This is a genomic window from Nocardia sp. NPDC087230, assembly GCF_044744725.1.
GTDB lineage: Bacteria > Actinomycetota > Actinomycetes > Mycobacteriales > Mycobacteriaceae > Nocardia > Nocardia canadensis.
In genome coordinates, this window is sequence record NZ_JBIUYV010000003.1 from 563,738 (window position 1) to 590,639 (window position 26,902).

20 protein-coding genes are annotated in these 26,902 nt (G+C 72.2%); 10 read left to right on the forward strand and 10 right to left on the reverse strand.

Annotation, left to right across the window (positions count from 1 at the left end; genetic code table 11):
• The first annotated feature begins 7 nt into the window (after window positions 1-7).
• The 4 genes from ACIO52_RS14735 to ACIO52_RS14750 all read left to right on the forward strand — a co-directional run bounded on the left by ACIO52_RS14735 (window position 8) and on the right by ACIO52_RS14750 (window position 3,635).
• Complete coding sequence (locus ACIO52_RS14735; RefSeq protein ID WP_316575225.1) at window positions 8-1,477, forward strand: MFS transporter; 1,470 nt, start codon at window positions 8-10, stop codon at window positions 1,475-1,477.
• Window positions 1,478-1,560: 83 nt separating this feature from the next.
• The gene (locus tag ACIO52_RS14740) at window positions 1,561-2,211 is read left to right on the forward strand and encodes an urease accessory protein UreF (protein ID WP_218719770.1); all 651 of its coding nucleotides are present in this window, start codon (window positions 1,561-1,563) and stop codon (window positions 2,209-2,211) included.
• 37 nt (window positions 2,212-2,248) lie between these two features.
• The gene (gene ureG / locus ACIO52_RS14745) at window positions 2,249-2,956 is read left to right on the forward strand and encodes an urease accessory protein UreG (RefSeq protein ID WP_316575224.1); all 708 of its coding nucleotides are present in this window, start codon (window positions 2,249-2,251) and stop codon (window positions 2,954-2,956) included.
• The gene (locus ACIO52_RS14750; RefSeq protein ID WP_316575223.1) at window positions 2,946-3,635 is read left to right on the forward strand and encodes an urease accessory protein UreD; all 690 of its coding nucleotides are present in this window, start codon (window positions 2,946-2,948) and stop codon (window positions 3,633-3,635) included. The genes ureG and ACIO52_RS14750 overlap by 11 nt, the downstream gene beginning before the upstream one ends.
• 55 nt (window positions 3,636-3,690) lie before the next feature.
• Here ACIO52_RS14750 and ACIO52_RS14755 read toward each other — a convergent pair whose 3' ends face one another.
• The 4 genes from ACIO52_RS14755 to ACIO52_RS14770 all read right to left on the reverse strand — a co-directional run bounded on the left by ACIO52_RS14755 (window position 3,691) and on the right by ACIO52_RS14770 (window position 7,464).
• Window positions 3,691-4,500, reverse strand: coding sequence for a hypothetical protein (locus ACIO52_RS14755; RefSeq protein WP_255588146.1), 810 nt, complete (start codon window positions 4,498-4,500; stop codon window positions 3,691-3,693).
• A gap of 151 nt (window positions 4,501-4,651) precedes the next feature.
• Window positions 4,652-6,073: an NAD(P)/FAD-dependent oxidoreductase gene (locus ACIO52_RS14760; RefSeq protein ID WP_218719767.1), complete on the reverse strand. Its 1,422-nt coding sequence runs from the start codon at window positions 6,071-6,073 to the stop codon at window positions 4,652-4,654.
• Window positions 6,074-6,277: 204 nt separating this feature from the next.
• Window positions 6,278-7,174, reverse strand: a complete 897-nt coding sequence (locus tag ACIO52_RS14765) for a tat pathway signal sequence (protein WP_218719766.1) — start codon at window positions 7,172-7,174, stop codon at window positions 6,278-6,280.
• Window positions 7,175-7,257: 83 nt separating this feature from the next.
• Complete coding sequence (locus tag ACIO52_RS14770) at window positions 7,258-7,464, reverse strand: hypothetical protein (protein WP_218719820.1); 207 nt, start codon at window positions 7,462-7,464, stop codon at window positions 7,258-7,260.
• A gap of 188 nt (window positions 7,465-7,652) precedes the next feature.
• Here ACIO52_RS14770 and recC point away from each other — a divergent pair, with 188 nt between their 5' ends.
• From recC to recD, 3 genes are all read left to right on the forward strand, one after another.
• Window positions 7,653-11,006 (forward strand): exodeoxyribonuclease V subunit gamma, encoded by a 3,354-nt coding sequence (gene recC, locus ACIO52_RS14775; RefSeq protein ID WP_402644227.1) that lies wholly within the window; start codon window positions 7,653-7,655, stop codon window positions 11,004-11,006.
• Window positions 11,007-11,014: 8 nt separating this feature from the next.
• Window positions 11,015-14,368, forward strand: coding sequence for a UvrD-helicase domain-containing protein (locus ACIO52_RS14780; RefSeq protein WP_402644452.1), 3,354 nt, complete (start codon window positions 11,015-11,017; stop codon window positions 14,366-14,368).
• 67 nt (window positions 14,369-14,435) lie between these two features.
• Window positions 14,436-16,394 (forward strand): exodeoxyribonuclease V subunit alpha, encoded by a 1,959-nt coding sequence (gene recD, locus ACIO52_RS14785; protein WP_402644230.1) that lies wholly within the window; start codon window positions 14,436-14,438, stop codon window positions 16,392-16,394.
• A 7-nt stretch (window positions 16,395-16,401) separates the two neighbouring features.
• On the opposite strand, the gene ACIO52_RS14790 is transcribed toward recD, so the two are convergent.
• The 3 genes from ACIO52_RS14790 to ACIO52_RS14800 form a co-directional block, all read right to left on the reverse strand.
• Window positions 16,402-18,690, reverse strand: a complete 2,289-nt coding sequence (locus ACIO52_RS14790; RefSeq protein ID WP_402644233.1) for a DUF4153 domain-containing protein — start codon at window positions 18,688-18,690, stop codon at window positions 16,402-16,404.
• A 71-nt stretch (window positions 18,691-18,761) separates the two neighbouring features.
• Complete coding sequence (locus tag ACIO52_RS14795; protein WP_342802078.1) at window positions 18,762-19,805, reverse strand: ATP-binding protein; 1,044 nt, start codon at window positions 19,803-19,805, stop codon at window positions 18,762-18,764.
• Window positions 19,802-20,503 (reverse strand): response regulator transcription factor, encoded by a 702-nt coding sequence (locus ACIO52_RS14800; protein WP_218719762.1) that lies wholly within the window; start codon window positions 20,501-20,503, stop codon window positions 19,802-19,804. The genes ACIO52_RS14795 and ACIO52_RS14800 overlap by 4 nt, the downstream gene beginning before the upstream one ends.
• Before the next feature lie 272 nt (window positions 20,504-20,775).
• Here ACIO52_RS14800 and ACIO52_RS14805 point away from each other — a divergent pair, with 272 nt between their 5' ends.
• Entirely contained in the window at window positions 20,776-21,753 is a 978-nt protein-coding gene (locus tag ACIO52_RS14805; RefSeq protein ID WP_402644236.1) for a DMT family transporter, read from the forward strand.
• Here the strand turns inward: ACIO52_RS14805 and ACIO52_RS14810 are convergent.
• Window positions 21,686-22,366 carry a TetR/AcrR family transcriptional regulator gene (locus ACIO52_RS14810; RefSeq protein ID WP_218719760.1) on the reverse strand — a complete coding sequence of 227 codons (681 nt, stop codon included), beginning with the start codon at window positions 22,364-22,366 and terminating at the stop codon, window positions 21,686-21,688. The two genes, ACIO52_RS14805 and ACIO52_RS14810, sit on opposite strands and share 68 nt — an antisense overlap.
• A gap of 144 nt (window positions 22,367-22,510) precedes the next feature.
• Here ACIO52_RS14810 and ACIO52_RS14815 point away from each other — a divergent pair, with 144 nt between their 5' ends.
• Window positions 22,511-24,085 carry a succinic semialdehyde dehydrogenase gene (locus ACIO52_RS14815; protein WP_218719759.1) on the forward strand — a complete coding sequence of 525 codons (1,575 nt, stop codon included), beginning with the start codon at window positions 22,511-22,513 and terminating at the stop codon, window positions 24,083-24,085.
• A gap of 34 nt (window positions 24,086-24,119) precedes the next feature.
• Window positions 24,120-24,947, forward strand: a complete 828-nt coding sequence (locus ACIO52_RS14820) for an SDR family oxidoreductase (protein WP_218719758.1) — start codon at window positions 24,120-24,122, stop codon at window positions 24,945-24,947.
• Between the two features lie 106 nt (window positions 24,948-25,053).
• Here the strand turns inward: ACIO52_RS14820 and ACIO52_RS14825 are convergent, their stop codons facing one another.
• The gene (locus tag ACIO52_RS14825) at window positions 25,054-25,857 is read right to left on the reverse strand and encodes a putative protein N(5)-glutamine methyltransferase (protein WP_402644240.1); all 804 of its coding nucleotides are present in this window, start codon (window positions 25,855-25,857) and stop codon (window positions 25,054-25,056) included.
• Between the two features lie 45 nt (window positions 25,858-25,902).
• Window positions 25,903-26,775, reverse strand: coding sequence for a YdcF family protein (locus ACIO52_RS14830; protein ID WP_316575217.1), 873 nt, complete (start codon window positions 26,773-26,775; stop codon window positions 25,903-25,905).
• Between the last annotated feature and the right edge of the window lie 127 nt (window positions 26,776-26,902).

Below are 26,902 nucleotides of genomic sequence, written 5' to 3' on the forward strand. Positions count from 1 at the left end.
TGTCGGAATGACGAAGCTGGACCCGGCGGTGCCCACCGCAGTCGCCGGTGGACGCCGCGCATGGCTCGGGTTGGGCGTGCTGCTGCTGCCGGTGCTGCTGGTGTCGATGGACATCTCGGTGCTGTTCCTCGCCATGCCGACCCTCACCGCGGACCTGGATCCCAGTGCCTCCCAGCAACTCTGGATCCTCGACATCTACGGGTTCATGCTGGCCGGCCTGCTCATCACGATGGGCAACCTCGGCGACCGGATCGGCAGGCGCAACATCCTGCTCGTCGGCGCCACCATCTTCGGCCTCGCCTCGGTGCTCGCCGCGTTCGCGCCCAGCGCCCCGGTCCTGATCGCCGCGCGCGTGCTGATGGGCATCGGCGGCGCGACCCTGCTGCCGTCGAGCCTCGCGCTGATCTCCAGCCTGTTCCCCGACGCCCGGCAACGGGCGACCGCGATCGGCGTCTGGACCGCGTTCTTCGCCGGCGGCTCGGCCGTCGGCCCGATCATCGGCGGCCTGCTGCTGCACCACTTCTGGTGGGGCTCGGTGTTCCTGATCAACATCCCGGTGCTGGCGATCCTGCTGGTGTTCGGGCCGATCCTGCTGCCCGAGCACCGCTCGACCGCGCTCGGCCCGCTCGATCTGCCCAGCGTCGTGCTCTCGATCGGCGGCATCCTGCCGGTGGTCTACGGGATCAAGCACCTCGCGGCCGAGGGCTTCGACCTCGCCTCGCTGGGGATCGCGGCGATCGGCGTGCTGGTGCTGGCGGCGTTCGTGCACCGGCAGCGTCAGCTGAGCGAGCCGCTGCTGGACCTGAGCCTGTTCACCCGACCGCTGTTCCGGGTCGCGATCGGCGCGAGCCTGGTCGGCATGATGTCGCTGGCCGCGATGAGCTACCTGACCAGCATCTACCTGCAGTCGGTGAGCGGGCGTGACCCGCTGCAGGCGGCGCTGCTCGGTATCCCGATGGCGATCGCGGTGTTCGTGTTCTCGATGAGCGGAGCGCGGGTCGGGCGCGCGCTCGGCGTGCGGGCCACCTTCACCCTCGCGCTGGTGATGTCGGCCCTGGGCAATCTGATGCTGCTCGGCGTCGGTGTCGACGGTGGGCTGCCGTGGTACATCCTCGGATCGGTGATCGCCGGTATCGGCTACGGCATCTCGTTCACGCTGGTCTCGGACGTGGCGGTCTCGGCCGTGCCCGCCGAGCGGGCCGGGTCGGCGGTCGGCATCTCCGAGACCAGCTTCGAACTCGGCAACGCGCTCGGGCTGGCGCTGCTCGGCTCGGTGGCGGCGCTGGTCTTCCGGTCGGGCGGTGACTTCGGCGAGACCCTCGGGGAGACCGTCGCCGAGGCGAACGGCGACACCGGCCTGATCGACGCGGCGCGCGAGTCCTTCGTCAGCGGCATGCATGTCGCGACCGCGGGCGGCGCGCTGCTGCTGATCGCGATGGCGGCGCTGGCCTGGCGATCGGCACGCAGCGCCCGCTGACCCACGACCGAGCGGCGGGGTGACCGGCGCCACTGTGCGCCCTCACCGGGCGGATGTCCAGATCCGTTGCATAGGATCGGCGGATGCGAAACGAGGGTGCGGCGGGCCTGGCGACATTGCTCGCTCTGGCCGATTCGCGCCTGCCCATCGGCGGGCACGTGCACTCCGGCGGTGTCGAGGAAGCGGTGGCGGCGGGGCTGGTGCGTGACACCGCCGGTGTCGAGCTGTATCTGCGCCGGCGGATCGCCACCTCGGGCCTGGTCGCCGCCTCGCTCGCGGCCGCCGTGTGCGGGGCGACGCTCACCCCGGAACGCGCCGAGCTCGAAGCCGATGCCAGGACGCCCTCGCCCGCCGCGCGGGCGGCCTCGCGCGCGCAGGGCCGTGGCCTGCTGCGGCTGGCCAAACAGCTGTGGCCGGAACAGCAATGGGCCCGCGCCGGGGCACGGCCGCATCTGTCGACGGTGTTCGGGATGGTCGGCGCCGCCTGCGGCGCCAGCCCCGACCAGCTCGCGGGCGTCGTCGTCTACACCACGCTCACCGGCGCGGCCACCGCCGCGCAACGGCTGCTCGCCCTCGATCCCGCCGCCATCGCCGCGGGCACGATGCGGCTGGCCCCGCTGTGCGACCGGATCGCCGCCGAGGCGGTCACCGGCCTGGCCGCGCTGTCGGACCCCCTGCAGGACGCGCTGGCCGAACGTCACCTGGATCGCGACATGCCGCTGTTCGCTTCGTAGCCGCCCCACATCCCCGTCCCCTCGAGAAGGAGTTCCCATGCCGCCCCATCTGATCGACGGTGAACCGCACGATCACAGCCACGACCGTCCCAAGCGGCACCGCACGCCGGGCGAGGCGCTGCGGATCGGCATCGGCGGCCCGGTCGGCTCCGGCAAGACCGCGCTGGTCGCGGCGCTGTGCAGGCAGCTGCGTGACGAGCTGTCCCTCGCCGTGCTGACCAACGACATCTACACCACCGAGGACGCCGACTTCCTGCGCCGTCACGCGGTCCTGCCCGACGAGCGGATCACCGCCGTGCAGACCGGCGGCTGCCCGCACACCGCCATCCGTGACGACATCACCGCCAACCTCGACGCCATCGACGACCTGGTCGCGGCCAACCCGCCGCTGGACCTGATCCTGGTCGAGTCCGGCGGCGACAACCTCACCGCGACATTCTCCTCGGGCCTGATCGACGTGCAGATCTTCGTCGTCGACGTGGCCGGTGGCGACAAGGTGCCGCGCAAGGGCGGCCCCGGTGTCACCTTCTCGGATCTGCTGGTGGTCAACAAGACCGACCTGGCGCCCCTGGTCGGCGCCGATCTGGGGGTCATGGAACGCGACGCGGCCAAGGTACGCGAGGGGCGTCCCACCGCGCTGGTATCGCTGACCGACGATCCCGCCGCCACCCCGGTGCTGGCGTGGGTGCGCGAGCAGCTGCGGGTGGCCGCCGCACAGGACGCGGCGACCGGCGTTGCGCACTGAGCTGAGCATCGTCGCCGCCCCGGGCAGGCTGCCGCGCATCGACGCGGTCGGCGGGCTGGCCGGGCGGTCCACCGGCGCCGACACCGTGCACCTGATCGGGACCGCGGCGACCCCGCTCGGTGGGGACGAGCTCGATATCCGCATCGTCGTGCTGCCGGGCGCGCGCTTGATCGTCCGGTCGGTGGCGGCGACGATCGCGCTGCCGAGTGCGCGGACACCGATGTCGGTGGGGCACTGGCACTTCGAGGTCGGCGCGGGCGCGGAACTGGATTTCGCTCCGGAACCGACGATCGTCGCCGGTGGCGCACAGCACCACACGGTGACGACCGTGCGGCTGGCCGCCGACGCGCGGCTGCGGCTTCGCGAGCGAGTGCAGCTCGGGCGCAGCGGTGAGGACGCCGGCCGGTGGCGTGGTGACCTGATCGCCGATCTCGACGATCTGCCGCTGCTGCGCCACCGCCTCGCCCTCGGTGCGGACACGGTCACCGACGACCGGCTCAGCGCCGCCCGTGCCCTCGACAGCGAACTGCGCTATCCGGACGATCGACCCGCCTGGTCCGGTGGTCTGGACGCGGTGCGGTTGCCGCTGGCCGCGGGCGGATCACTGGCGACCCGGACCGGCGCCCGCCTGCGCGCCGGCTCGCCGGACGAGGCGGCGCACGCGGTCACGGTCGGCTAGAACCACAGTGGGAGCCGGGGCGAACCCCGGCTCCCACTGCGGTACCAAGCGACGATCAGGCGCTGACCAGCGCCGCGTCGTCGGCGATCGACTCCGGCGCGGCCGCGCGCGGCGGCGCGAGGAACCCGCTCGCCGCGCCCACCGCCGCGCCGACACCGGCGCCGACCACCGTGAACGGCACCGACACCGCCATGTAGGCGGCCATCCCGCCGAGGATCGGGCCCGCGACCAGGCCGATCGGGACGAACGGGATACCGGCGACCAGACCGGCCACCGCGCCGCCCGTGCTCGCCACCATGGCGAACGGGGTGGCCACCATCGACCCGACCGCCGCGCCGCGGGCGGCCGAGCCCAGGGTCTCCGAGGCGATCCGGTCCGAGCGGCTGCGCTCGAGCCCGACCGAGTCGAGGAACGTCGCGAGATTGGCCTCGGTGTTGGCCGCGGCGTCGTTGATCTGGATCGACGTGTCGACCGGGACGAAGTCCGGCACCGGGACCAGCTGGTCACCGAAGCGGAACTGTCCCGGTGGCGGCAGGATCGGCGGCACCGGCGCGACCGCGGTCGGCGTGTGCAGCGTGCCCACCGGGGACAGGTAATCCGTCTCCGGGCCGGATCGCGACCACGCCAGCGAACTGCGCGTGTTCTCCGGCATCTGCTGGCCCACATAGGGGGTGGCGTTGGGTGCCACCGCGTCGAACTCCGGCCCGGCCGGATGCTCGGTCTGGGTCACCGCCGCCTGCGCGGGATCGGCGTTCGCGGTGCCCGTGCCGATCAGGGCCATGACCAGGGGTACCGCTCCTGCCGCGACGACCGAACCCACCTTCTGTCGCTGCGGGCTCGGCGCCCTGTGTTTCCCCGTCGCCATAGATCACCTTTCATCCGGGGGATTGGTCACACATATGACGTCCGGCATTCGGACCGGGACCGGACCCGGATGGGTCCGAAACGACGGCAACCCGGAATACGGCGAAGGCCGGGTGGTTCGGGGAACCACCCGGCCTCGCGGTACACGGCACCTAGCCGACTTCGCGCTGTTGACGCGCCTTGCTGTTGTTACCGGGCGGGGCACCCAGCGCCGCCGCCAGCTCGTCGGCGTCGGCCTGATCGGACTGGACCTCCTCGATCGCCAGCCGGGCGAAGACCCACTGCTCGGTGGCGGCCATCTGACCGCGATTGCGGCCGAGGAAGGAGACGAACCAGCCGATCACGGTGACGATCCGGCTGCGATATCCGACCAGGTAGTACAGGTGCAGCGCCAGCCAGGCCAGCCAGGCCAGGAAGCCGCTGAACTCGATCTTGCCGATCTGGCAGACGGCGTCGAACCGCGAGATCGTCGCCATCGAGCCCTTGTTGAAGTACTTGAACGGCGCGCGCTGCTCGGGGGTCTGGCCCTTGAGACCGGCCTTGATGGCCTTGGCCGCGTAGGTGGAACCCTGGATCGCGCCCTGCGCCTGACCCGGCACGCCGGGCACCGACATGAGGTCGCCGACCACGAAGATGTTCGGGTGACCCTTGACCGTGAGGTCCGGTTCCACGATGACGCGCCCGGCCCGGTCGACCTCGGTGCCCTCGGAGCGCTCGGCGATCATCTTGCCCAGCGGGCTGGCCTGCACACCGGCCGACCACACCTTGCAGGCGGATTCGATCCGGCGGGTGCCGCCGTCGGCGTCCTTGACGACGACGCCGTGCGCGTCGACATCGGTCACCATGGCGTTGAGCTGGATCTCCACGCCCATCTTCTCGAGCCGCTTGGCGGCCTTGGCGCCCAGCTTGGGGCCCATCGGGCCGAGCACCGCGCCCGCGCCCTCGAGCAGGATGACGCGCGCGTCACGAGGGTCGATGGTGCGGAAGGTGCCGTCGAGTGTGCGGTCGGCCAGCTCGGCGATCTGACCGGCCAGCTCCACGCCGGTCGGACCGGCGCCGACGACGATGAAGGTGAGCAGCCGGTCGCGCTCCTCCTGCGTGGTCGCGAGTTCGGCCTGCTCGAAGGCGCCGAGGATGCGGGCGCGCAGTTCGAGGGCGTCGTCGATCGTCTTCATGCCGGGCGCGAAGGTGGCGAAGTGGTCGTTGCCGAAGTACGACTGCTGCGCGCCGGTGGCGACGATGAGGCTGTCGAACGGGGTGACGGTGTCGCGGTTGAGTAGTCGCGAGGTGACCGTGTTGTTGACCAGGTCGATGTCGTGGACATCGCCGAGCAACACCTGCGCGTTCTTCTGCTTGCGCAGCACCAGCCGGGTGGCCGGCGCGATCTCGCCGGTCGAGAGGATGCCGGTGGCCACCTGGTACAGCAGCGGCTGGAACAGGTGCGTGGAGGTCTTGGAGATCAGGGTGATGTCGACATCTGCCTTGCGCAGGTGCCTGGTGCCGAACAAGCCGCCGAACCCGGAACCGATCACCACCACACGGTGTCGCTGGTTCCCGACAGACTGAGTGCTCATCGTCCTGCTCCTCGACAGACTGGGGTGGGCCCCGCAACGGTGGTGACAGGGTTAACCGTAGTCGGCTCCGGAGGCAGCGTCGCCACGAGATCCCGGTTCCGATCCTGCTGTGGTGCGTTCTCTCACCGGGAACCGCGGACCGCGGTGAGCGACACCGTGGCACGCGGACCGGTCGACAAGATCGAGAATACGGGACGGGAAAGGTCAGCGACCGGCAAGCAGGAGCTCGGCGACCTTGGTGTCGGTCTCGGAACCCTCGGTGTATCCGCCGTCGCTGCCGAGGGCATTCATGATGGCCAGGGTGTAGCGCTCGCCGTCACCGGCGACGCCGACCGAGTTGACCACCCAGCCGTCGGCCTCGGCCGACCAGCCGTTCTTCAGGCCGGGCCGCATCCGCGAGCCGGCGCCCCAGACACCCCAATGCTGGTTGGAGTCGACCGAGCGCATCCGGTCCAGCAGGTAGGCGAGGTCGTCGGGGTGCATCGTGTCGAGGATGGTGTTCATCAGCCGGTCCAGGTCGGCGGCGGTGCACTTCTGGAACGACCAGTCGGGGAACATCGCGGAGGCGGTCGGCTGCGGGATCAGGCTGACCATGCCGTACGCGCGAAACGCGTTGTTGTAGGCCATCCGATCGATGCCGATGTACTTGTTCCACAGCACGTCGGCGGCGTGATCGTTGGAGGTGGCCAGCATCGACTCCATGTTGGCGCGGTCCTCGGGAGACAGTCCGATGGCGCCGACCCTGGCCCGGTTGAGCAGGTCGGCGGCGATGGCCAGCTTGATCGTCGAGGCGGTCCACACCTGGTTCTCGGCGTGCTCGTTGGCGTAGATGCCACCGGTGCGGCGATCGCGCAGCACGTACCCGGTGACGCCGGGGCGCCCGGCTAGATAGGCGTTCACCCGCGCGATCCGCGAACTCATATCGCTGTCGAAGCCGGGCTGCGACACCTGGGTGAGCGCAGGTGGCACGGCGTGGGCCGAAGGGACCAGCACGGGGACGCCCGGAGTGAGGACGGCCGCGGCGGCGAGGAGACAGGCGGTTGCTGCGACCCGGGGAACGACGCGGGTGGCGGGGGAACGGTCACGCACGAGGGACCACACTCGCACACCTGACGCCGTTGTGCACTACTTGAGGTGCGCACCCGAGTGTGTTACAGCGTCGTTGCGCCGCACCGGTTTTCCGCTCAGTGATGCGCGGCGTGCGGGGTCGCGATGGTACAGCCGTTGAGCCGGTGGCAGTGCTCGAACGCTTCGCCGTGCTGATTCAGCGGCCAGGAGTGCAGCACCTGATCCGGCCCGTAGCGCCGGGAGTTGATCAGCTCCCAGCGGTCGCCCACACGGCGGACGATGAAACCGCCACCGGGAACCAGGGGAATCACCTGCGCGATCATGAACCGGACCAGCCTTTCGCCTGCGGCCGAACTGTCCCACCCGAAGGGCAACGATCCCACGGTGGGTAACCAGGGCGGCGCAGGCACGGCCGGGACGCGTTGCGGTGTGGTCTATTTCACTCGCCCTGCGCGGTGGTCCCGGCGGGGCCGCACGATTGCGGGTCGGTCGCTGGGCGTATAAACAACGGATGCCGTTGCACCTCCATCGCGCCGAACGCGCCGACGCGCTGGCCGACGGACTGGGGCGGGTGCTCGCCGACGCGCCGGTCGATCCGTTCACCACCGAGGTGGTCGCGGTCCCGGCGAAGGGGGTGGAGCGCTGGCTGGCGCAGCGGCTCTCGGGCGTGCTCGGCGTGGCGGGTGCCGGTGACGGCGTGGCCGCCAATATCGCGTTTCCCGCGCCGACGGCGCTGGTGGCCGAGGTGCTGGCCGCCGCGAGCGGGGTCGCGCCCGCCGACGATCCGTGGGCGGGCCAGCGCTTGGTGTGGACCCTGCTGGGCGTGCTCGACGAGGTCGTCGAGCAACCGTGGGCGGCCGTGCTGGCGCGCCACCTCGGGCTGCCCGGCGCGGGGCATCGGGTGGGCAGGCGCTACGCCACCGCCGCGCACCTGGCGGTGCTGTTCGACTCCTACGCCGCGCAGCGACCGCAGCTGATCCTCGACTGGGCCCGCGGCGCCGACACCGACGGTGCGGGCGGTCCGGTCCCCGAGGACCTCGCCTGGCAGCCGCTGTTGTGGCGGGCACTGCGCGCGGCCGTCGGCTCGCCGAGCCCGGCCGAACGGCTCGTCGCGGCGTGCGCGCGGCTGCGGGCCGCACCGGACTCGGTCGACCTGCCCGCGCGCTTGTCCCTGTTCGGCCTCACCCGGCTGCCCGCCGATCAGCTCGCGGTGCTCGTCGCGCTGGCCGAGCACCGCGACGTCCACCTCTGGCTGGCCCATCCGAGCCCCGCGATGTGGACGGCGTTGTCGGCGGCCGACCCTGTCACACGGCTCCACGGGGAGGTGGACGCGCCGGTGGTGACGCGCTCGGCCGACCACACCGCCGACCTCGTCGGCCACCCGCTCCTGGCCGGCCTGGCCAGGGACGTGCGGGAACTCCAGCGGCGGCTGAACCCGGTGCTGCACAGCACCATCCACCTCCCCGGCGCGCCCGCGAACGCCACGCTGCTCGGCATCGTCCAGGCGGCGATCCGCGACGACCAGGTCCCCGGGCCGGGCGCGGCGGCCGACGGCAGCGTCGAGCTGCACGCCTGCCACGGCCCCGCCCGCCAGGTCGAGGTGCTGCGCGACCTGCTGCTGACGACCTTCGCCGCCGACCCCGACCTGCAACCGCGCGACGTGCTGATCATGTGCCCCGACGTGGAGGCCTACGCGCCGCTGGTCCGCGCGGCCTTCGGTCACCGCGGCACCGGCGCCGTCGATCTGCCCGTCGAGGGCGAGCACCCGGCCCACCAGCTGCGCGTGCGGCTCGCCGACCGTGGGCGGGCGGTCACCAACCCGATGCTCGCGGTGGTCATCGAGCTGCTCGAGCTCGCCGACGGTCGCGTCACGGTGACGCAGGTGCTGGACCTGGCGGCGAGCGAGACCGTGCGCAGGCGCTGCGGTTTCGACGACGACGACATCGAGCGGCTGCGCGAATGGGCCGCCGAGTCCGGCGCCCGCTGGGGGATCGGGCAGCGTCAGCGCGAGGCGTTCGGCCTGGCCGACTTCGCGCAGAACACTCTCAACGCCGCGGTCGACCGGATCCTGCTCGGCGTCACCGCCGACGAATCCGGCGACGACTGGCTGGACCTGGCGCTGCCGCTCGACGACGTCGACTCCAACGATGTCGATCTGGCGGGGCGCTTCGCCGAGTTCGTCGACCGGCTCGCCGTCTGCCTGCGCGATCTGCGCGGCCCGCGACCGGCCGCCGAGTGGACGGCGGTGCTGCTGCGCGCGGTCGACCTGCTCACCGATGTGCCCGACGCGCACTCCTGGATCCGGACCGAGGCGCGCCGCGAGATCGTCGCCGCCACCGAGCACGCGGGCCGGACGCCGCTGCGCCTGGCCGATGTCGCGGTGCTGCTGACCGGTCGCCTCGCGGGCGGACCCGGACGGGCGAATTTCCGCACCGGCGAACTCACGGTGTGCACGCTGGTCCCGATGCGGTCGGTGCCGCACCGGGTGGTGATCCTGCTCGGCCTCGACGACGACGTCTTCCCGCGGCCGGGCTCCGTCGACGGCGACGACCTGCTGGCCCGCGACCCGCTCGTCGGCGAACGCGATGCCCGCAGCGAGGACCGCCAGCTGCTGCTCGACGCGATCATGGCGGCGGGCGAACGGCTGCTGATCCTGCACACCGGCGCCGACCCGGTGACCGGTGCCGCGCGCCCGCCTGCGGTGCCGGTGGCCGAGCTGCTCGACGTCCTCGCCGCCCACGTCGGTCCGGACGCGATGGCCGCGGTGCACGTCCGCCATCCCCTCCAGGCCTTCGATCGGCGCAATTTCGCCCCCGAGCGGCCGCGCAGCTTCGACACTGTTGCGCTGGCGGGCGCCCGTGCGGCCGCCCGGCCCGCGCGGCCGCGCCCGCCGTTGCTGACCGATCCGCTGCCGCCGGTCCCGCAGGGGGATGTGGCACTGGCGGAGCTGATCGCCTTCGCCGAGCATCCGGTGCGCGCGTTCCTGTGGCAGCGCCTCGGCCTGCGGGTGCCCGAGGAAGCCGAGGACATCGCCGACCAGCTGCCCATCGAACTCGACGGCCTGGCGAAATGGGATCTGGGCGAACGGATGCTGTCGGCGCGGCTCACCGGCGCCGATCCCGCCGGGCTGCGTGCCGCGGAATGGCGGCGCGGCACGTTGCCGCCCTTCGCTTTCGGCGGCGCGGTCCTCGACGAGGTGGAGGGCACCGTCGACACGCTCGTGCGCACCGCCCAGCCCGACTACGAAGCGAGTCCGCGCGCGGTCGACATCGCCGTCGACCTCGGCGGCGGCCGCACCCTGGCCGGCACCGTGCCCGAGGTCCGCGGCGAGACGCTGGTGCGCACCACCTACTCCCGGCTGGCCCCGAAACATCGCCTGGCCGCCTGGGTTTCGCTGCTGGCGCTCGCCGCGACCGAGGATCGGTCGTGGCGGGCGATCAGCACCGGGCGCGGTCAGTTCCGCAGCAGGCCGGTCGCCCGGTCGGTGATCGTGGCGCCCGAGGCGCCCGCCGCGCTGGCGGTGCTCCGCGAGCTGGTCCGGCTGCGCGACGAAGGGCTGTGCGAGCCGCTACCGGTCGCACCGGCCGCCACCGCTGCCTACGCCGAACGCCGTTTCCGGGGCGACAGCGTCGCCGACGCCTTGCTCGCCGCCGAACACGCCTTCGACGGCGGCCCCAACGGTCCCGACAAGTTCGGTGACCACACCGACCGCTATCTGCGTTATGTGTGGGGCCGGGCCCCGCGCTTCGACCGTTTCGCCGCCGCTCCCGCCCCGGCGGGCGAACCGGAGAGCACCCGGTTCGGGGCGATCGCGCGGCGCTGGTGGGCGCCGCTGCTGGCGGCGGAGAGTCAGGGGCAGCCGTGACGGGGACGATGTCGGCGCCGGCCGCCTTCGACGCGGCCGGACCACTACCGGCGGGCACCACGGTGCTCGAGGCGAGCGCGGGGACCGGCAAGACCCACGCCATCGTCGGTCTGGCGGTGCGCTACGTCGCCGAGGCGGGCATCGCCATCACCGAGCTGCTGCTGGTGACCTTCAGCCGCGCCGCCACCCAGGAACTGCGCGAGCGCACCAGGGACCGCTTCGTGACGGTCGCCGCCGCGCTCGCCGATCCGGGCGCCGCGCGGGTCCATCCGGACGAGCTGGTGCGCGCGCTGGCCGACACCGATCCGGCGACCGTGCGCCTGCGCAGGCACCGATTGCTCACCGCCCTGGCCGATTTCGACGCGGGTACCATCGCCACCACGCACTCGTTCTGTCAGCGGATGCTCGACGAACTGGGCCTGGCCGGTGAACACGATCCGGGCGCGCGACTGGTGGAATCGGTCGACGAGCTGGTCGTCACCGTCGCCGACGACCTCTACCTCGCCCGCTACGCCCGCGACCGCGCGCCGTTCACGGTGCGCGAGGCGCACACCCTCGCGCTGGCCGCCGTGCACGACCGCCATGCCGACCTGGCGCCGCGCACCGACGGTGCGGCGGGGGAGCGGGTGGCCTTCGCGACGGCGGTGCGCGCGGAGACCGAACGCCGCAAGCGGCGGGCGGGACTGCGCGATTTCGACGATCTGCTGGTGCTGCTGCACGAGGTGCTGGCCGACCCGGACCACGGCCCACGCGCGTGCGCACGAATCCGGCAGCGGTACCGGGTCGCGCTGGTCGACGAGTTCCAGGACACCGACCCGCTGCAATGGGACATCCTGCGCCTGGCCTTCCACGAACACGCCACGCTGGTGCTGGTCGGCGACCCGAAGCAGGCCATCTACGCCTTCCGTGGCGCGGAGGTGCTCAGCTACCTGGACGCGGTCGCGCTGGCCGAGCGGCGCAGCGAACTCACCCGTAACTGGCGCAGCGACGCCGGACTGCTGCGGGCGCTCGACCACCTGTGTGGCGGGGCGGAACTGGGTCATCCGGAGATCAGCGTCTATCCGGTGACGCCGACCCGGCCGGCGACCCGGCTGCACGGCGATCCGGACGTGATCACCCCGCTGCGGCTGCGGGTGCTGCCGCGGACCGGCGCGGGCCCGCGCAACCGGTCGGGGTTCCCCTCGGTCGGCAGGCAGCGCGCCGAGGTGGCCGACGACCTGGCCGCCGACATCGTCACCCTGCTCGAGTCCGGCGCCACCATCGAGGCCAAACCCGAACGCGGCGCCGATCATTCGCTCACCGAGGTCGGCGACGGCCGGGTGCGCAGGCCGATCGGGCCCGGCGACATCGCGGTACTGGTGCGGACCCGCACCCAGATCGATGTGGTGCGGGCGGCGCTGGACCGGGTCGGGGTCGCCTCCGTGCTGGCCGGCGGCACCAGTGTGTTCGCCACCGTGGCCGCCACCGACTGGCTGTGGGTGCTGCGTGCGCTCGAGCAGCCGCATCGGGGTGACCGGGTCCGGCTGGCCGCGTGCACGCCGATCCTGGGCGTCACGGTGGCCGAGATCGATGCCGGGGGAGCCGATCTCGTCGGGCGGGTCTCGACGCAGCTGCGGGAGGCGGCGCGCCTGTTCGCCCGTGCCGGGTTCGCCGCGGTCTTCGACAAGCTCGCCACCGAGACCGATCTCGCGCCGCGCCTGCTGGCGGTGGAGAACGGCGAGCGCGAACTCACCGACCTGCGCCACCTCGCCCAGCTGCTCGACGAGGTGGCCCTGGCCGACGGGCTCGGCCTGACCGCGCTGACCCGCTGGCTGGCCGATCGGGTCCGCGATCCGGAGGCGGGCAGCGTCAGCGGCCGCAGCAGGCGCCTGGACCGCGACGCCGCCGCCGTGCAGATCGCCACCGTGCACGCCAGCAAGGGACTCGAATTCCCGCTCGTGTACCTGCCTTTCGCATGGGACAGCGCCAAGAACCCGTATCCGGCCACGCTGCTGTTCCACGACGACAACGGCACCAGGGTGCTCGATATCGGCGGCAAGGAAGCACCCGGTTACGGTGAGCGCCAATTGCGCAGCGAGGCCGAGGAATCGGGCGAGGAGCTGCGGCTGCTCTACGTCGCGCTGACCCGTGCCATGTGCCAGGTCGTCGCCTGGTGGGCACCCGCCGTCACCACCGCGGCGGCACCGCTGCACCGGATGATCCTGGGCCGCAGGCCCGGCTCGGCGCAGGTTCCGCGCCGCGCCGACATCCCCGCGGACGCCGCTGCCGTGCAACGACTCGTGGAGTGGGCGGCGCCCGCGTCCGAGGTGATCTCGGTGACCGCGGTGGACCGGCCCGACGATGTCGAGCCGCGCCGGGTCAGGACCGAACTGCCGACCGGTGAGCTGGCTGTCGCGGCGTTCTCGCGGGTACTCGATCAGCAGTGGCGGCGGACGTCGTATTCCGCGCTCACCGCGGGCGCGCACGATCTGGCCGGGGTCAGCGAGGAAGAACCCGAGGACGGGCCCGGACCCGACGACGAGCCGGCCGACGCCCCGCTCGACGCTCCCGCCGTCGACACCGGTGCGCCGTCGCTGATGAACGCGCTGCCCTACGGCGCCGAGTTCGGCACCCTCGTGCACGGCATCCTGGAAACCGTCGACACCTCGGCCCCGGATCTGGCCGTCGAGGTCGCCGCCCGCTGTGCGGAGGCCGTCGAGCACACCATGGCCGAACTCGATGTCGACCTGCTGGCCACCGCCCTGCTCGAGGTCCTGCGCACCCCCGCCGATTTCGGCTCGCTCGCGGCGGTCGCCACCCGGGACCGGCTGTGCGAGCTGGAATTCGAACTGCCCCTCGGTGGCGGCGACACCCCGGGCGCGCGGTCGGCCGGGATGCACGTCGTCGCCGAGTTGTTGCGGACGCATCTGCCCGCCGACGACGTGCTCGCCGGTTACGCCGACCACCTGGCCGCGTTGCCCGACACCGTCCTGCGCGGCTACCTCACCGGCAGTATCGACGCCGTGCTGCGGGTGCCCGACGACGCCGGGACGCACCGCTACCTGATCGTCGACTACAAGACGAACCGGCTCGGCACGGGTGATCTCACCGTCGAGCACTACCGCCGCGAGCACATGGTGACCGAGATGATCCGCTCGCACTATCCGCTGCAGGCCTTGCTGTACGCGGTGGCGCTGCACCGCTATCTGCGCTGGCGGCTGCCCGGCTACGATCCCGCCCGGCACCTCGGTGGCGCGCGGTACCTGTTCGTGCGCGGCATGATCGGTGCGCCGACCCCGCCCGGCCACGGCGTGTTCGACTGGCATCCGCCCGCCGAACTCGTTGTCGCGCTGTCGGATCTGCTCGCGGGAGGACCACGATGACCGCGCGCGGACACGACCCGCGTAGGTCGGTCGCGGCCGACCGCCGTCGCTCCGGGGAGGTCGGTCGGTGACGTCGATTCAGGTGGCGCAGCGCGGAACCGGGCTGTTGCGGGTGTTCAACGAGGCCGGGGTGCTCTCCGCCGCAGATGTGCATGTCGCGGTGCGGCTGGGCCGGATGGGACGCGAGGAGTCCGAGGACGTGCTGTTCGCGGCCGCTCTCGCCGTGCGTGCGGTGCGGTCGGGCTCGGTGTGCCTGGAACTGGCCAGGATGCGGGAGATCGGCATCGATGCCGACGAAAGCCGCGACACCGCGGCGGGAATCGATCCGGCCACCCTGCCGTGGCCCGACACCGACCAGGTGCTGGCCGCGCTGCGCCGCAGTCCGCTCATCCGCGGCGGGCAGGCCGGTCCGCTGCGGCCGCTGCGGTTGGTCGAAGCCGACGCCGAGGGCGGCGCGCTGCTCTACCTCGACCGGTACTACCAACAGGAGCAGACTCTGCGACGGGTCCTCACCGAGCGCAGTGCCGACCACCCGGAGATCGACACCGCGCTCGTGCGCGCCGAACTGGATCGGCTGTTCGCCGACCCCCTCGGCGCGGGGCCGGACCGGCAGCGATTGGCCGCCGCGCTCGCCGCCACCCACTGGACCACGGTGGTCGCGGGTGGTCCCGGTACCGGCAAGACCCACACCATCGCCCGCATCCTCGCGCTGCTCACCGCCCACCGCCGCGCCACCCCCAAACTTCCCGCCCTGCGGATCGCCCTGGCCGCGCCGACCGGCAAGGCCGCCGCGCGCCTGCAGGAAGCGGTGCGCGAACAGGCCGCCGAACTCGGGCTCCCCGAACTGACCGCCGCCACCCTGCACCGCCTCCTCGGCTGGCAGCGGGGGCGCACCACGCGATTCCGCCACCACGCGCACAACCGGCTGCCCTACGACGTGGTCGTCGTCGACGAGACCTCCATGGTGTCATTGACGATGATGAGCCACTTGTTCTCGGCACTGCGACCGGACACCCGGCTGGTCCTGGTGGGCGACCCGGATCAGCTGGCCTCCGTCGATGCCGGTGCGGTGCTGGCCGACCTGGTCGCGGGCCCGATCAGCGGCGCGCCGAATCCGGCACTGCGGGAGCTGCTGCGCTCCGATCCGAGCCCTGGGGCCGCGGATGATGCGGCGGACGGTCGGGTGGAGTTCCCGACCGGCGTGGCGCATCAGGAAGGGGCGCCACGGGATCCGGAGTCGCTGAGCGCGCTGGAACAGCGCCGCCTGCGCGGTGGCATCGTCCGGTTGACCCGAGGGCGGCGCTTCGGCGGCCGGATCGCCGACCTGGCGGTCGCGGTGCGGGCGGGCGATGCCGATGCCGCGCTGGCGATCCTGCGGGCCGGTGGTGACGACGTGTCACTGTGCGCGCCCGACGAGACCGCGGCGGTCCGGGCGGACGTGACCGGGGCGGCCCTCGCGGTCACCGCCGCCGCGAACGCGGGCGACGCGGTCGGCGCGCTGACCGCGCTGGAATCGCATCGGTTGCTCTGCGCGCATCGGCAGGGTCCGTTCGGGGTGGAGCGGTGGGATCGGATGGCCGCGGAGTGGGCCGCGGCCGGTGGCGCGGGACCCGAAGGGCCGCAAGCGGTCTGGTATCCCGGCCAGCCGCTGCTGGTCACCGCCAACGATCACGAGGCGCGGATCTACAACGGTGACACCGGCGTCATCGTCCGCAGGCCCGACGGGTCGCTGCGCGCGGCCCTGCAGCGCGGCAGCGAGCCCTACCTCGTGCATCCGACCCAGTTCCCGGCCGTCGTCACGGTGTTCGCGATGACGATCCACCGCAGCCAGGGCAGCCAGTACGACACCGTCTCGGTCGTCCTGCCCGAACCCGAATCCACGCTGCTCACCAGAGAACTGCTCTACACCGCGATCACCCGCGCCCGCACCCATGTGCGCATCATCGGCACCGAGGAAGCCATTCGCGCCGCGATCGGACGACGGGTGCTCCGGGCCAGCGGACTGTCCCGGAGCACCCAGTCCTGACCCGGCCTCAGCGCGCCGATCCGCGCGACAGGTTCCACGACCACCAGTGGTCGTCGTCGAGGTCGGCGCGGATCGGGTCCTCGATGTCGGCGCGCAGCCCGGCGGGCAACCCGTCCAGCGCGGGCAGGATATCCGGGGACAGGGTGCTCAGATACTCGGTGTCGAGCCGCTTGCCGTGTTCCCAGCGGGCGATATTGCGTTCGGCGACAAAGCGTTCCGGGTCGAGCACGGCGAGCGCGAGGAGGGTGGCGAGCGCGGTGCCGACCGCGGCGCGCGGCACCCAGCTCCAGCGCAGCCGGGCGATCGCGACCAGCACGAGCACATAGACCAGACCGACCCACAGCTCACACACCTCCACCAGCAGGCGCAGCACCGTGAAGCCGTAGGCCTGTTGATAGGTCCACATCCGCGCCAGCGCCGAGCCCACGATCACCAGCGCCAGCACGCTCACCGCGCCGAGCAGGATTCGCAGCCAGCGCCGGTCGGCGGCCGTCTCCTGCGACGCCCAGTGCAGCACCGCCAGGATCACCGCCAGGGTCAGGATGCTCACCACCGACAGCTGCCAGAAGCCGCTGCGCGCGTACTCGGCGTAGGTGAGACCGGCGGTGCGCTGGACATAGTCGTCACCGCCGAACAGGGCGACGAACTGGGCACCGAGGAACACGCCGAACAGCACGGTCAGCGCGCCGACCGGCAGCACCCATTCACTGCGCGTCCACAACCGGGCGGGCCGCGGCTGGGCGTCGGCGGCGGCGAGCGGCCCGGCGAGCAGGTACAGCCCGCCGAGCGCGCCCATCCCGATCACCGCGAACAGCAGAATCCACTGCCAGGCCGTCGCCGCATCGATCGACGGCACCAACCCACTGAGCAACTCGGCGAAGGTGGCGTCCGCACCGCCCAGCAGCGGCACGAACACCACGAGCAACGCGGCCGTCACCGCGACCGACGCACCATAGCGCCGCACGCTCGACAGCTCCGTGGGCCGCGCCCCGCGCACCCCCGAGAAGGCCCACGGCACCGCCCCGAACGAGGCCAACGGCACCGCGACCATGTCGTGCACGATCCCGCGATTCGATCGCCGCCCCAACACCCCCAGCGAGCCCGCGACACACGCCGCCAGCACACACAGCACGAACAACCACCCCGCGGCCCGGAACGTACCGACCCCGAGCAGCGCGAGCGCGGCGGCGGTCCACCACAGCCGATGCCGCGCGGCCACGGCCTCGGCAGTCGGCGAGGTGCTCGCGTCCGGCGGTGTCGGCACACGCGATGCCGACTCGCCGGTCGCCGGTCCGACCGTCGCCGCGGGCACCGGGTCGACACCGGCGGTCTCGGTAGCGCCGGTCGGCGGCGGGGGAGTCACCGCGGTCGGGGGTGCGGTGCGAGTCGAAGTGGACGGAACTTCTGTGGCGGGCGGGGTGTTCTCGACGCTCGACGGAGCGGATGTGGTTGGGGCGGCGGCCACCGCAGGTGCGGATTCGCGGTGCGCATCGGCACTCGAATCCGATTCTGTTGCTTCCGCAGCGGACCGGCTCGTCGGTGCCGAGCGGCTCGTCTCCCTGGTGACAACGGTCGGGCTGTCCGGCGTTGGAGCGGACTGGGGGGCACCAGCGCTGTCGGTCGGCTCGGATTCGAGGATCTCCGTAGCGGACGCGGAACCGGCGGGTGCAGCCTGTGGTGTCGTCTTGTCCAGCGCCGTAACGGGATCGGAAGGCGCTGGAGCCGCGATCGAGGTGTCCTCGTCCGCCGGTACCGGAGCGCCCGACGAACCCGGTGCGTGTGCCGGGGTGGCGTCGGAGTAGGTGGTCGAAGCCTTGTGCGCCGCAGCCACTTCGGTCTCGGCGGACCCGACCGTGGGCGTAGGCACGACAGTCGGCGGGCTGCCTTCGGCCGGGTCGCCGATCGACGGCGTCGTCCCGGCGCAGGTGAGCGTGTCGGGTTGCGCGGGACCCGGCGTCGATGTGCCGGAATCGGCCGACCTGCGGGCGCGGTGGTCGACGACGCCGAGCGCAGCCGCGACGATACCGCCGGCCAGGAGCCAGCCGATGCCGGGGCGATCGAGGGGAATCACTGTCGCGCCGACGATGCCGGCCACGGCCGCGGCGGGCAGGACACCGGCCGGGCGGGCGACGTGGTACCGGCGCCGGTAGACCGGTGGCGGCGGCGGTAACGAGGGCATGGCAGGCATCGAGGGCGCGGACGCGGGCCTCGGTGGGGGAGCGGGGTCGGTGGTGGTCGCCGTGGCGGTGGCCGCGGGTTGGCCGGGTGTTCGCGGGGTGGTGGATTCTGCGGTCATGTCCCCTCCGATGGGTGTGCGGGATCGTCCCGGGACGTGGGTCCGGGATGGTGAGTCGGGATGTGGTCGGGTCAGTCCGCGGGCAGGACCACGCGGATGCGGGAGCCGGGGTCGGCGACGGCGATGGTGCCGCCGTGCAGGTCGATCACCCAGCGCGCGATGGCCAGGCCGAGGCCGGTGCCGCCGCCGTCGGTGCGCCCGCCCCGGGTGAATCGGTCGAAGACGGTGGCGCGGTCCGCCTCCGGGATACCGGGACCCTCGTCCTGGATCTCGAGGACCGTCGCGCCGGGGACGACCCGCGCCGACACGCGGACCTCACCGCCGGCCGGTCCATGCCTGGCCGCGTTGTCGAGCAGGTTGAACAGCACCTGGTGCAGGCGGGCCCGGTCGGCGAGCACGGTCGCCCCGGCCGGCTCGATCGAGGTGGTGAACCGGACGCCGCGGCCGAGTGCGGCCGTCATCACCTCGGCCTCGGCGATCACCTCCGCCAACAGCGGTGCCAGCGGCAGCTTCTCGCGATCGAGGGTGAACGCGCCGGCCTCGATGCTGGACAGATCGAGCAGTTCGGAGACGAGCAGGCCAAGCCGTTCGGTCTGGGCCAGCGCGGTGCGCAGTGTCGCCGGATCGGGTTCGCTCACCCCGTCGACGATGTTCTCCAGCACCGCGTGCAGCGCGGTCACCGGCGTGCGCAGCTCGTGCGAGACATTGGCGATGAGGTCGCGGCGCTGGCGGTCGGCCGCGGCCAGGTCGGCCGCCATCTGATTGAACGCGGTCGCCAGCTGCCCCACCTCGTCACGGGAACTCGCCCGGACCCGGAAGCTGTAGTCGCCGTGGGCCATCCGCCGCGCGGCCGCGGTCATCTCGCGCAGCGGGCGGGTGATGCCGTGCGCGAGGAACTGCGAGGTGACCAGCGCGATGATCATCGCGGTGAGCGTGGTGAACGTCGGCAGCCAGCCGATCCGCAGCCAGAAGTAGGCGAACGCGACCGCGCCCGAACACACCATGAGCACGGCCAGCTTCAGCTTGATGGAGCGCAGCGGATCCAGCGGCCGGGGCATCCGGTCGGCCACCCGGTCGAGGAATGTGCGCGCGGCGTCGGCGGACAGCTCGCTCATCGCGCATCCAGGGCGTAGCCGACACCGTGCACGGTGCGGATCAGATCGGCGCCGAGCTTGCGGCGCAACGCCTTGATGTGGCTGTCGACCGCGCGGGTGCCCGAGGCGTCGGACCAATCCCAGATGTCCTCGAGCAGCCGCTCCCTGGCCAGGACGGCGCGGGGACGCTGCGCGAGACGAGCCAGCAGATCGAACTCCAACGGCGTCAGCTTGGCCTCGGTGGCGCCGCGCCAGACCCGCCGCTCGTCGAGGTCGATCCGCAGATCGCCGACGACGATGGCGCTCTCGCCGCGCTCGGCGGCCCGGTCGACCCGCCGCAGCAGCGCGTGCACGCGCGCGGCCAGCACCCGCATCGAGAACGGTTTGGTCAGGTAGTCGTCGGCGCCGACCCCGAGCCCGACGAGCTGGTCGGTCTCGTCGGTGCGGGCGGTCAGCATGAGCACCGGGACATGCCGGTCGGCCTGGATGCGCCGACACACCTCGAGCCCGTCGAAACCGGGCAGCATCACATCGAGCACCACCAGGTCCGGTTCCCCGGCGGCGGCCGCGGCCACCGCACCCGGACCGTCGTGGGCCACCGTCACGGTGAATCCCTCCGCGCGCAGCCGCGCGGCGACCGACTCCGCGATCGTCACCTCGTCGTCCACGACGAGGATGCGCCGCGCGGGCGCTGCCGTCGCGCCCCCACTGATGTCCATGGTCAGACCCTAGCGAGCCGGTGTGGAGGGTTCCGTCGTCAAATGTGGAGATTCTGTGTGCGGCGCGCTGGGTACCATGACCACGTGCATCAGTGCTCGCGCTCCACGCCGCCGCCCGCCTCCTGAGCGAGGTGCCCCGAGAACGCGTGCCACCCACCGGGTAGGCGCGACGTCGTGCACCGCTCGGGCGTCGATGGTGTGTGCCTCCACAGCCGCTGTCCGCACCTCGTTTCCGCGACCCCCCACCCGCTGTCGCAGGAGCGAATTCCCTGATGTCTGTTTCTCTGTCCGTGTCCGCGCCCGCCCGCCGTGGACTGTTCCCGCTCGTCGCCGCCGGTGTCCTGTGGGGCACCGGCGGTCTGCTCGGCACCCTCGTCCAGCACCGCACCGGCCTCGCCCCGATCGCGGTCGCCGCCTATCGGCTCGGTGTCGGTGGCGCGATCCTGGTCGCGATCTCGCTGCTCGCGCGGCGCGGTGTACCGCGCGGGCGGGCGGCCTGGCGGCGGATCGGCGCGGTCGGCGCGGCGGCCGCGGTGTTCCAGGCCTGCTACTTCGCCGCCATCGCGGCGTCCTCGGTCGTCCTGGCCACGCTCGTCACCATCGGCGCGGCACCCGTCGTCGTCGCGCTGGTCGACCACCGCACCGGTCGTCGGCGACTCGACCGGCGCCGCGGCGCGACCCTCGCGCTGGCGATCGCCGGCCTGGCGATCCTGGTCGGCGTGCCGGCACCGGAGGCGGCCGGGCTGTACGCGGGGGCCGCGCTGGCCCTGGTCGCGGCCACCGCCTTCGCCGCGGTCACCCTCGTCACCGCCCGCCCCGTTCCCGGCCTCGACGCGGTGACCGCGACGGGCTACGGATTCCTCGGCGGCGCAGCCCTTCTCGCCTGCCCCGCCGCGACGACCGGCCTCGCGATCAGCCCGGCACCCGCGAACCTGCTGGCCGTCACCGTCCTCGGCCTGGTCCCCACCGCCGTCGCCTACGGGCTCTTCTTCCACGGACTGCCCGCCGCGGGCGCGTCGACGGCCGCGATCCTCACGCTGCTCGAACCCCTCACCGCGACTCTGCTCGCGGTGGTTCTCCTCGGCGAGCGATCGACCCCCGTCGCCTGGACCGGCGCGGCCCTGCTCGCCGTCGCTCTGGTTGTCACCGCCACCGCCCAGGAGGCGCCGACGTCGGCGGAACTCAGGGTTCGGGGAACAGGCCGGGGAGTTCCATGGCGTAGGAGAGGTCGTCGCGGGTGCCGAGGGTGACCAGCAGGACGCGGATCATCGTGACGCGCGCTTCGGAGTCCAGCACGGGATCGGGGTCGGAGCCGGGTTCGGTGCCCATGGTCAGGCGGTAGACGACGTATTCGCACACGTGCAGGGCGGTGTCCATGTCCAAGGGCGTGGGCACGGGACGGCCCAGCTCGACGAAGGTCTTGCGGACCAGGGCGCGGATGTCGTCGAGGGCGCGTTCACGGTAGGCCGACACCAGCGAGCCGGGATCGTGCAGTTCGGCGAACAGCGGGCGCAGCATCGGTCCGTGCCCGCGCGCCCAGTCGATGAAGGCGTCGATCAGCCGGATACCCAGCTGGACCGGCTCGTCGGTGCCCGACAGCGCGTCGCGGATCGCCCCGACCAGGCCGTCGTTGGACGCGGTGAGGACCACGTGCAGCGGCTCGGACACATTGCCGAAGTAGCGGTAGAAGGTGGGCCTGGCCAGGCCGGCCTGTTCGATGATCTGGGCGACGCTGAGCCCGCGCGACCCGTTGCGGGCGAACACGGCGGCCGTCGCCTCGACGATCCGGGCACGGACCTCTTCGGCCTGCTCCTGGGTCTGCGGTGGACGCCCACGGCGCACCGTGGCGGAATCACCGGACATCGCACCTCCTCACAACCGCGAGACGTCCACGGAAAGCTTGACACGGCACCGGCCCGAACCATTAATCTAACACTAGTGTTCAGCAAATAGCCGAACCTGCGCGATCGCTCCGCGCGACCCATCTGTTGAGGAGAAGGGCCGACAATGACGACAGCCCCCGAGCTGACCGCCGAACCCACCGCGCTGCCGACCGCGCTGGTCAAGCCCCTGTTCGACCGAGGAGTCGCGGGTGGCGCGCCGTCGGTGCCGATCTTCGCCCCCGCGACCGGACACAAGATCGGCGACCTGCCGCAGTCCTCGATCGCCGATATCGACCGCGCGTTCGCCGTGGCCCGCCACGCCCAGCGCGACTGGGCCAAGGTGCCGGTCAAGCAGCGCGTGGAGATCCTGCGCCGCTTCCACGACATCGTGCTGGCCGAGCAGGACACCATTCTCGACATCGTGCAGACCGAGACCGGCAAGTCCCGCCCGCACGCCTTCGACGAGGTCGGCGACGTCGCGCTGAACTCGCGCTACTACGCCGCCGTCGCGCCCAAACTGCTCGCCGACCGCAAGCCGCGCGGCGTGCTGCCGGTGCTCACCTCCGTCGAGGTGCGCAACCGGCCCAAGGGTGTCGTCGCGGTGATCTCGCCGTGGAACTACCCGCTCGCGCTCTCGGCCTCCGACGCCCTGCCCGCCCTGGTCGCGGGCAACGCCGTGATCGCCCGGCCGGACAACCAGACCGCGCTCTCGGCGCTGTGGGCCATCGACGCCGCCGAACGCGCCGGGCTGCCGCGCGGGCTGTGGCAGGCCGTGCTCGGCCGTGGTCGCGAGATCGGCGGCGACGTGATCGCCCGCGCCGACTACGTCGACTACACCGGCTCCAGCGCCACCGGCCGCACCATCGCCCAGCAGGCCGGTGAGCGCCTGATCGGCTACTCGCTCGAGCTGGGCGGCAAGAACCCGCTGCTCGTGCTGGCCGACGCGGACGTCTCCAAGGCGGCGAAGCTGGCCGTGCGCGCGTGCTTCTCCTCGGCGGGCCAGCTGTGCGAGTCGATGGAGCGCATCTACGTCGACGCCACGGTCTACGACCAGTTCGTCGCCGAGTTCGTCGGCAACGTCAAGAACATGACCCTCGGCGGCGACCTCGACTACAGCAAGGATATGGGCTCGCTGACCTTCCAGCGTCAGCTCGACACCGTCACCGCGCACGTCGACGACGCCGTCGCCAAGGGCGCCAAGGTGCTCGCCGGTGGCCGCGCCCGTCCCGATTTGGGCCCGTACTTCTACGAGCCCACCGTGCTCGCCGACGTGGCGCCCGGCATGACGGTCTACCGCGAGGAGACCTTCGGTCCGGTCGTGTCGGTGTACAAGGTCGACTCCGACGAGGCCGCCATCGAGGCCGCCAACGACACCGCCTACGGCCTCAACGCCAGCGTGTGGAGCAAGGACGCCGAGCGCGGCAAGGCCGTCGCCGCCCGGATCAACGCCGGCTCGGTCAACGTCAACGAGGGCTTCATCGCGGCCTGGGGCAGCGTCGACGCGCCGTCGGGTGGTCTCGGCATCTCGGGTCAGGGCCGTCGCCACGGTCCCGAGGGGCTGTTGAAGTACGTCGACACCCAGACCATCGCGGTTCAGCGGGTGCTGCCGATCGCGCCGCTGCCGGGCATGTCCGAGCAGATGTGGGCCAAGACCATGACGCTGGTCTTCGGTGTCATGAAGACACTGCGCCAGAAATAGCGCGTACGGAAAACGAAGCAGGGGTAGGCATTTCATGAAACTCGATTCGGTCGCGGGCAAGCGGGTGCTGGTCACCGGCGCCGCCATGGGCCTGGGCAGGCTGTTCGCCGAGACGGCGGTCCGCGAGGGCGCCGACGCGGTGGTGCTGTGGGACATCAACGAGCTCGCGCTGCGCGAGACCGCGGCGCAGCTGACCGCCCTGGGCGGCAAGGTGCACCATCACGTCGTCGACGTGTCCTCGCAGGATTCGATCCGCGAGGCCGCCGAGGCGGTGCGCAAGGAGATCGGCGGGATCGACATCCTGGTCAACAACGCCGGGATCGTGCGGGGCAACACCTACTTCTGGGAAACCGAGAACCGCGCCGACATCGACAAGACCATGGCGATCAACTCGCTGGCCCCGATGTACGTCACGTTGGAGTTCCTGCCGGGCATGGTCGCCGGTGCCGGTCAGGCGCGCATCCTCAACATCGCGTCCTCGGCCGGTCTGGTGGCCAACCCGCGCATGGCCGTCTACGCCGCGTCGAAGTGGGCGGCGCTGGGCTGGTCGGATTCGGTGCGCCTGGAACTCGAGCAGGCGGGCCACGACCACGTGAAGGTCACCACGGTCTGTCCGACCTACATCAACACCGGCATGTTCGACGGCGCCAAGGGCATCCTGTTCACGCCGATGCTCGAGCAGAACGACGTCGTCGAGACCTCGTGGCGGGAGATGAAGAACGGTGGCGCCCTGGTGGTGCTGCCGTGGACCTCGCGGATGAACCGCGCGCTCACCGGTCTGCTGCCGATCAAGGTGCGCGACTTCTACCTCAACGCCGTCGGCGTGTACCACTCGATGGATCAGTTCACCGGCCGCAAGTAGCCGCTCGGACCACCACGATGCCCCCGCCGACCCCGTGTCGGGCGGGGGCATCGCCGGTTAGGCGCGCGGTGCGCGTCACGGCATCGACCGCCCTGCGCCGTCGTCGTCAGGCCGCGCGGGTACCGACAACGACGGTCGCGTAGTACTCCTCGGAGTGTTCGACGCGCGGCGTGAGACCGTGCCCGGACAGCACCGCGCACGCGGTGTCGACCTGTCCGGTCGAGGTTTCCACCAGCACCGTGCCGCCGGGCGCGAGCCAGTTCGCCGCGCCCTCGGCGACCCGCCGGAACACGTCGAGCCCGTCCGCGCCGCCGTCCAGGGCGACCAGCGGTTCGTGCTCGCGGGCCTCCGGCGGCATGTCGGCCACCCGCTCGGTCGGCACATACGGCGTGTTCGCCAGCAGGACGTCGACGCGGCCCCGCAGATCACCCGGTAACGCGTCGAACAGATCCCCGCCGAACACCGGCGCGCTCAGCGGCGCGAGATTCTCCCTGGCGCAGGCCACCGCCACCGGATCGATATCGGCGGCGACGAGCTCGACATCGCAGCCGCGCGCGGTGAGTTCGGTGGCCGCGCTCAGCCCGAGTGCCCCGCAGCCGCAGCACAGATCGACCACGCAGGCCCGCGCCGTTCCCGGCGCGATCCCGGCCACCGCCCGCTCGACCAGGAATGCGGTGCGCTGACGGGGCACGAAGACCCCCGGCCGCACGCCGACCCGCAGGCCACGGAAGGCGACCCAGCCGAGCAGATACTCGAGCGGAGTCCCCGCCACCCGCCGGGCCACGAGGTCGTCGAGGCGGGCGGGGTCGCCCGCGGCGGCCTCGAGCAGCAGCGCGGCCTCGTCCTCGGCGAAGACGCAGCCCGCGGCGCGCAGTACGACGACGACGTCGTCGAGGGGGGAAACAGTCATGCAGCGATTGTCCCGTGCCGGACAACCGATTTTTCCCGCGCCGGATCAGCGCGCGCTGTCGAGCTCGAACGTGCGGGTCGCGTCCAGGTAGATCCCGCGCTGCGCGGCCCGCGCCGGCGGCGGCAGCTGCGAGACCAGCTGTTCGAGCGAGGTCATCGCGCCGACGACGTTCGTCCCGGCCACCAGGAAATCGGCGACCGCGCGGCGGATGTGGTTGGGCGAGGTCACCACCACGGCGCTGGTGGCGCCGAGATCGCGCAGCAGGCGGGTGCTGAACAGTGCGTTCTGCACCGTCGATCCGGCCCGGTCCTCGACGTGGATCCGCTCGTCGGGCAGGCCGCGGCCCACCAGCCAGCGACGCATCGCCTCGGCCTCGGAGATCCCGTTCTGCGGGTTGCCCCCGGTGACGACCACCGGCGAGAACGGCGCGGCGACCGCCTGCAGCCAGGCGGCGGTGAGCCGGTTCTCCAGTTCGGGCCGCAGCGCGCCGTCGGGCAGCAGGCCGTAGCCGAGGACGACGATGCCGGTCTGCGGACCGACCAGCGCGGGCAGCGGATTGGGCAGCGTCGCCGCCGCAGCGGTCACCGCGCGCAGCACGTTGGAGGTGCCCGCCGCCATGCCCGCGTCGACCGCGCCGAGCCGGGCCATCGCCTCGCCGACCGCGGCCGGGTCACCGGCGTAATGCGACCAGATGGCCTGCAGTGCGAGCGCGTCGACATCGTTGGGATCGGCGGCGATGAGGGCGCGCAGGTCGGCGCGACCGGCGTTGTCGTCACCGTCGGTGAAATGCCGCTGCGCGGAGTTGTAGAGCGCGGTCACGTCGGCTTCGGCGGCGGCCGGGGTGACGGTGGCGCTCGTGACCGCGGCGGCCGCGACGACGGCGGCGGCCAGCTGTTTCCAATGCCTCGAGATCTTCACGACAGTCGACACCCTTCCGCGAACGGTTCGGTACGTGCTGGGCAGAGCTGTGGCAGAGCTGCCGACACCCTACGGCCGGGTCCGGGTCGCACCGTGGAACCCGACGACGTTCCGCGCGTCGCCGCCC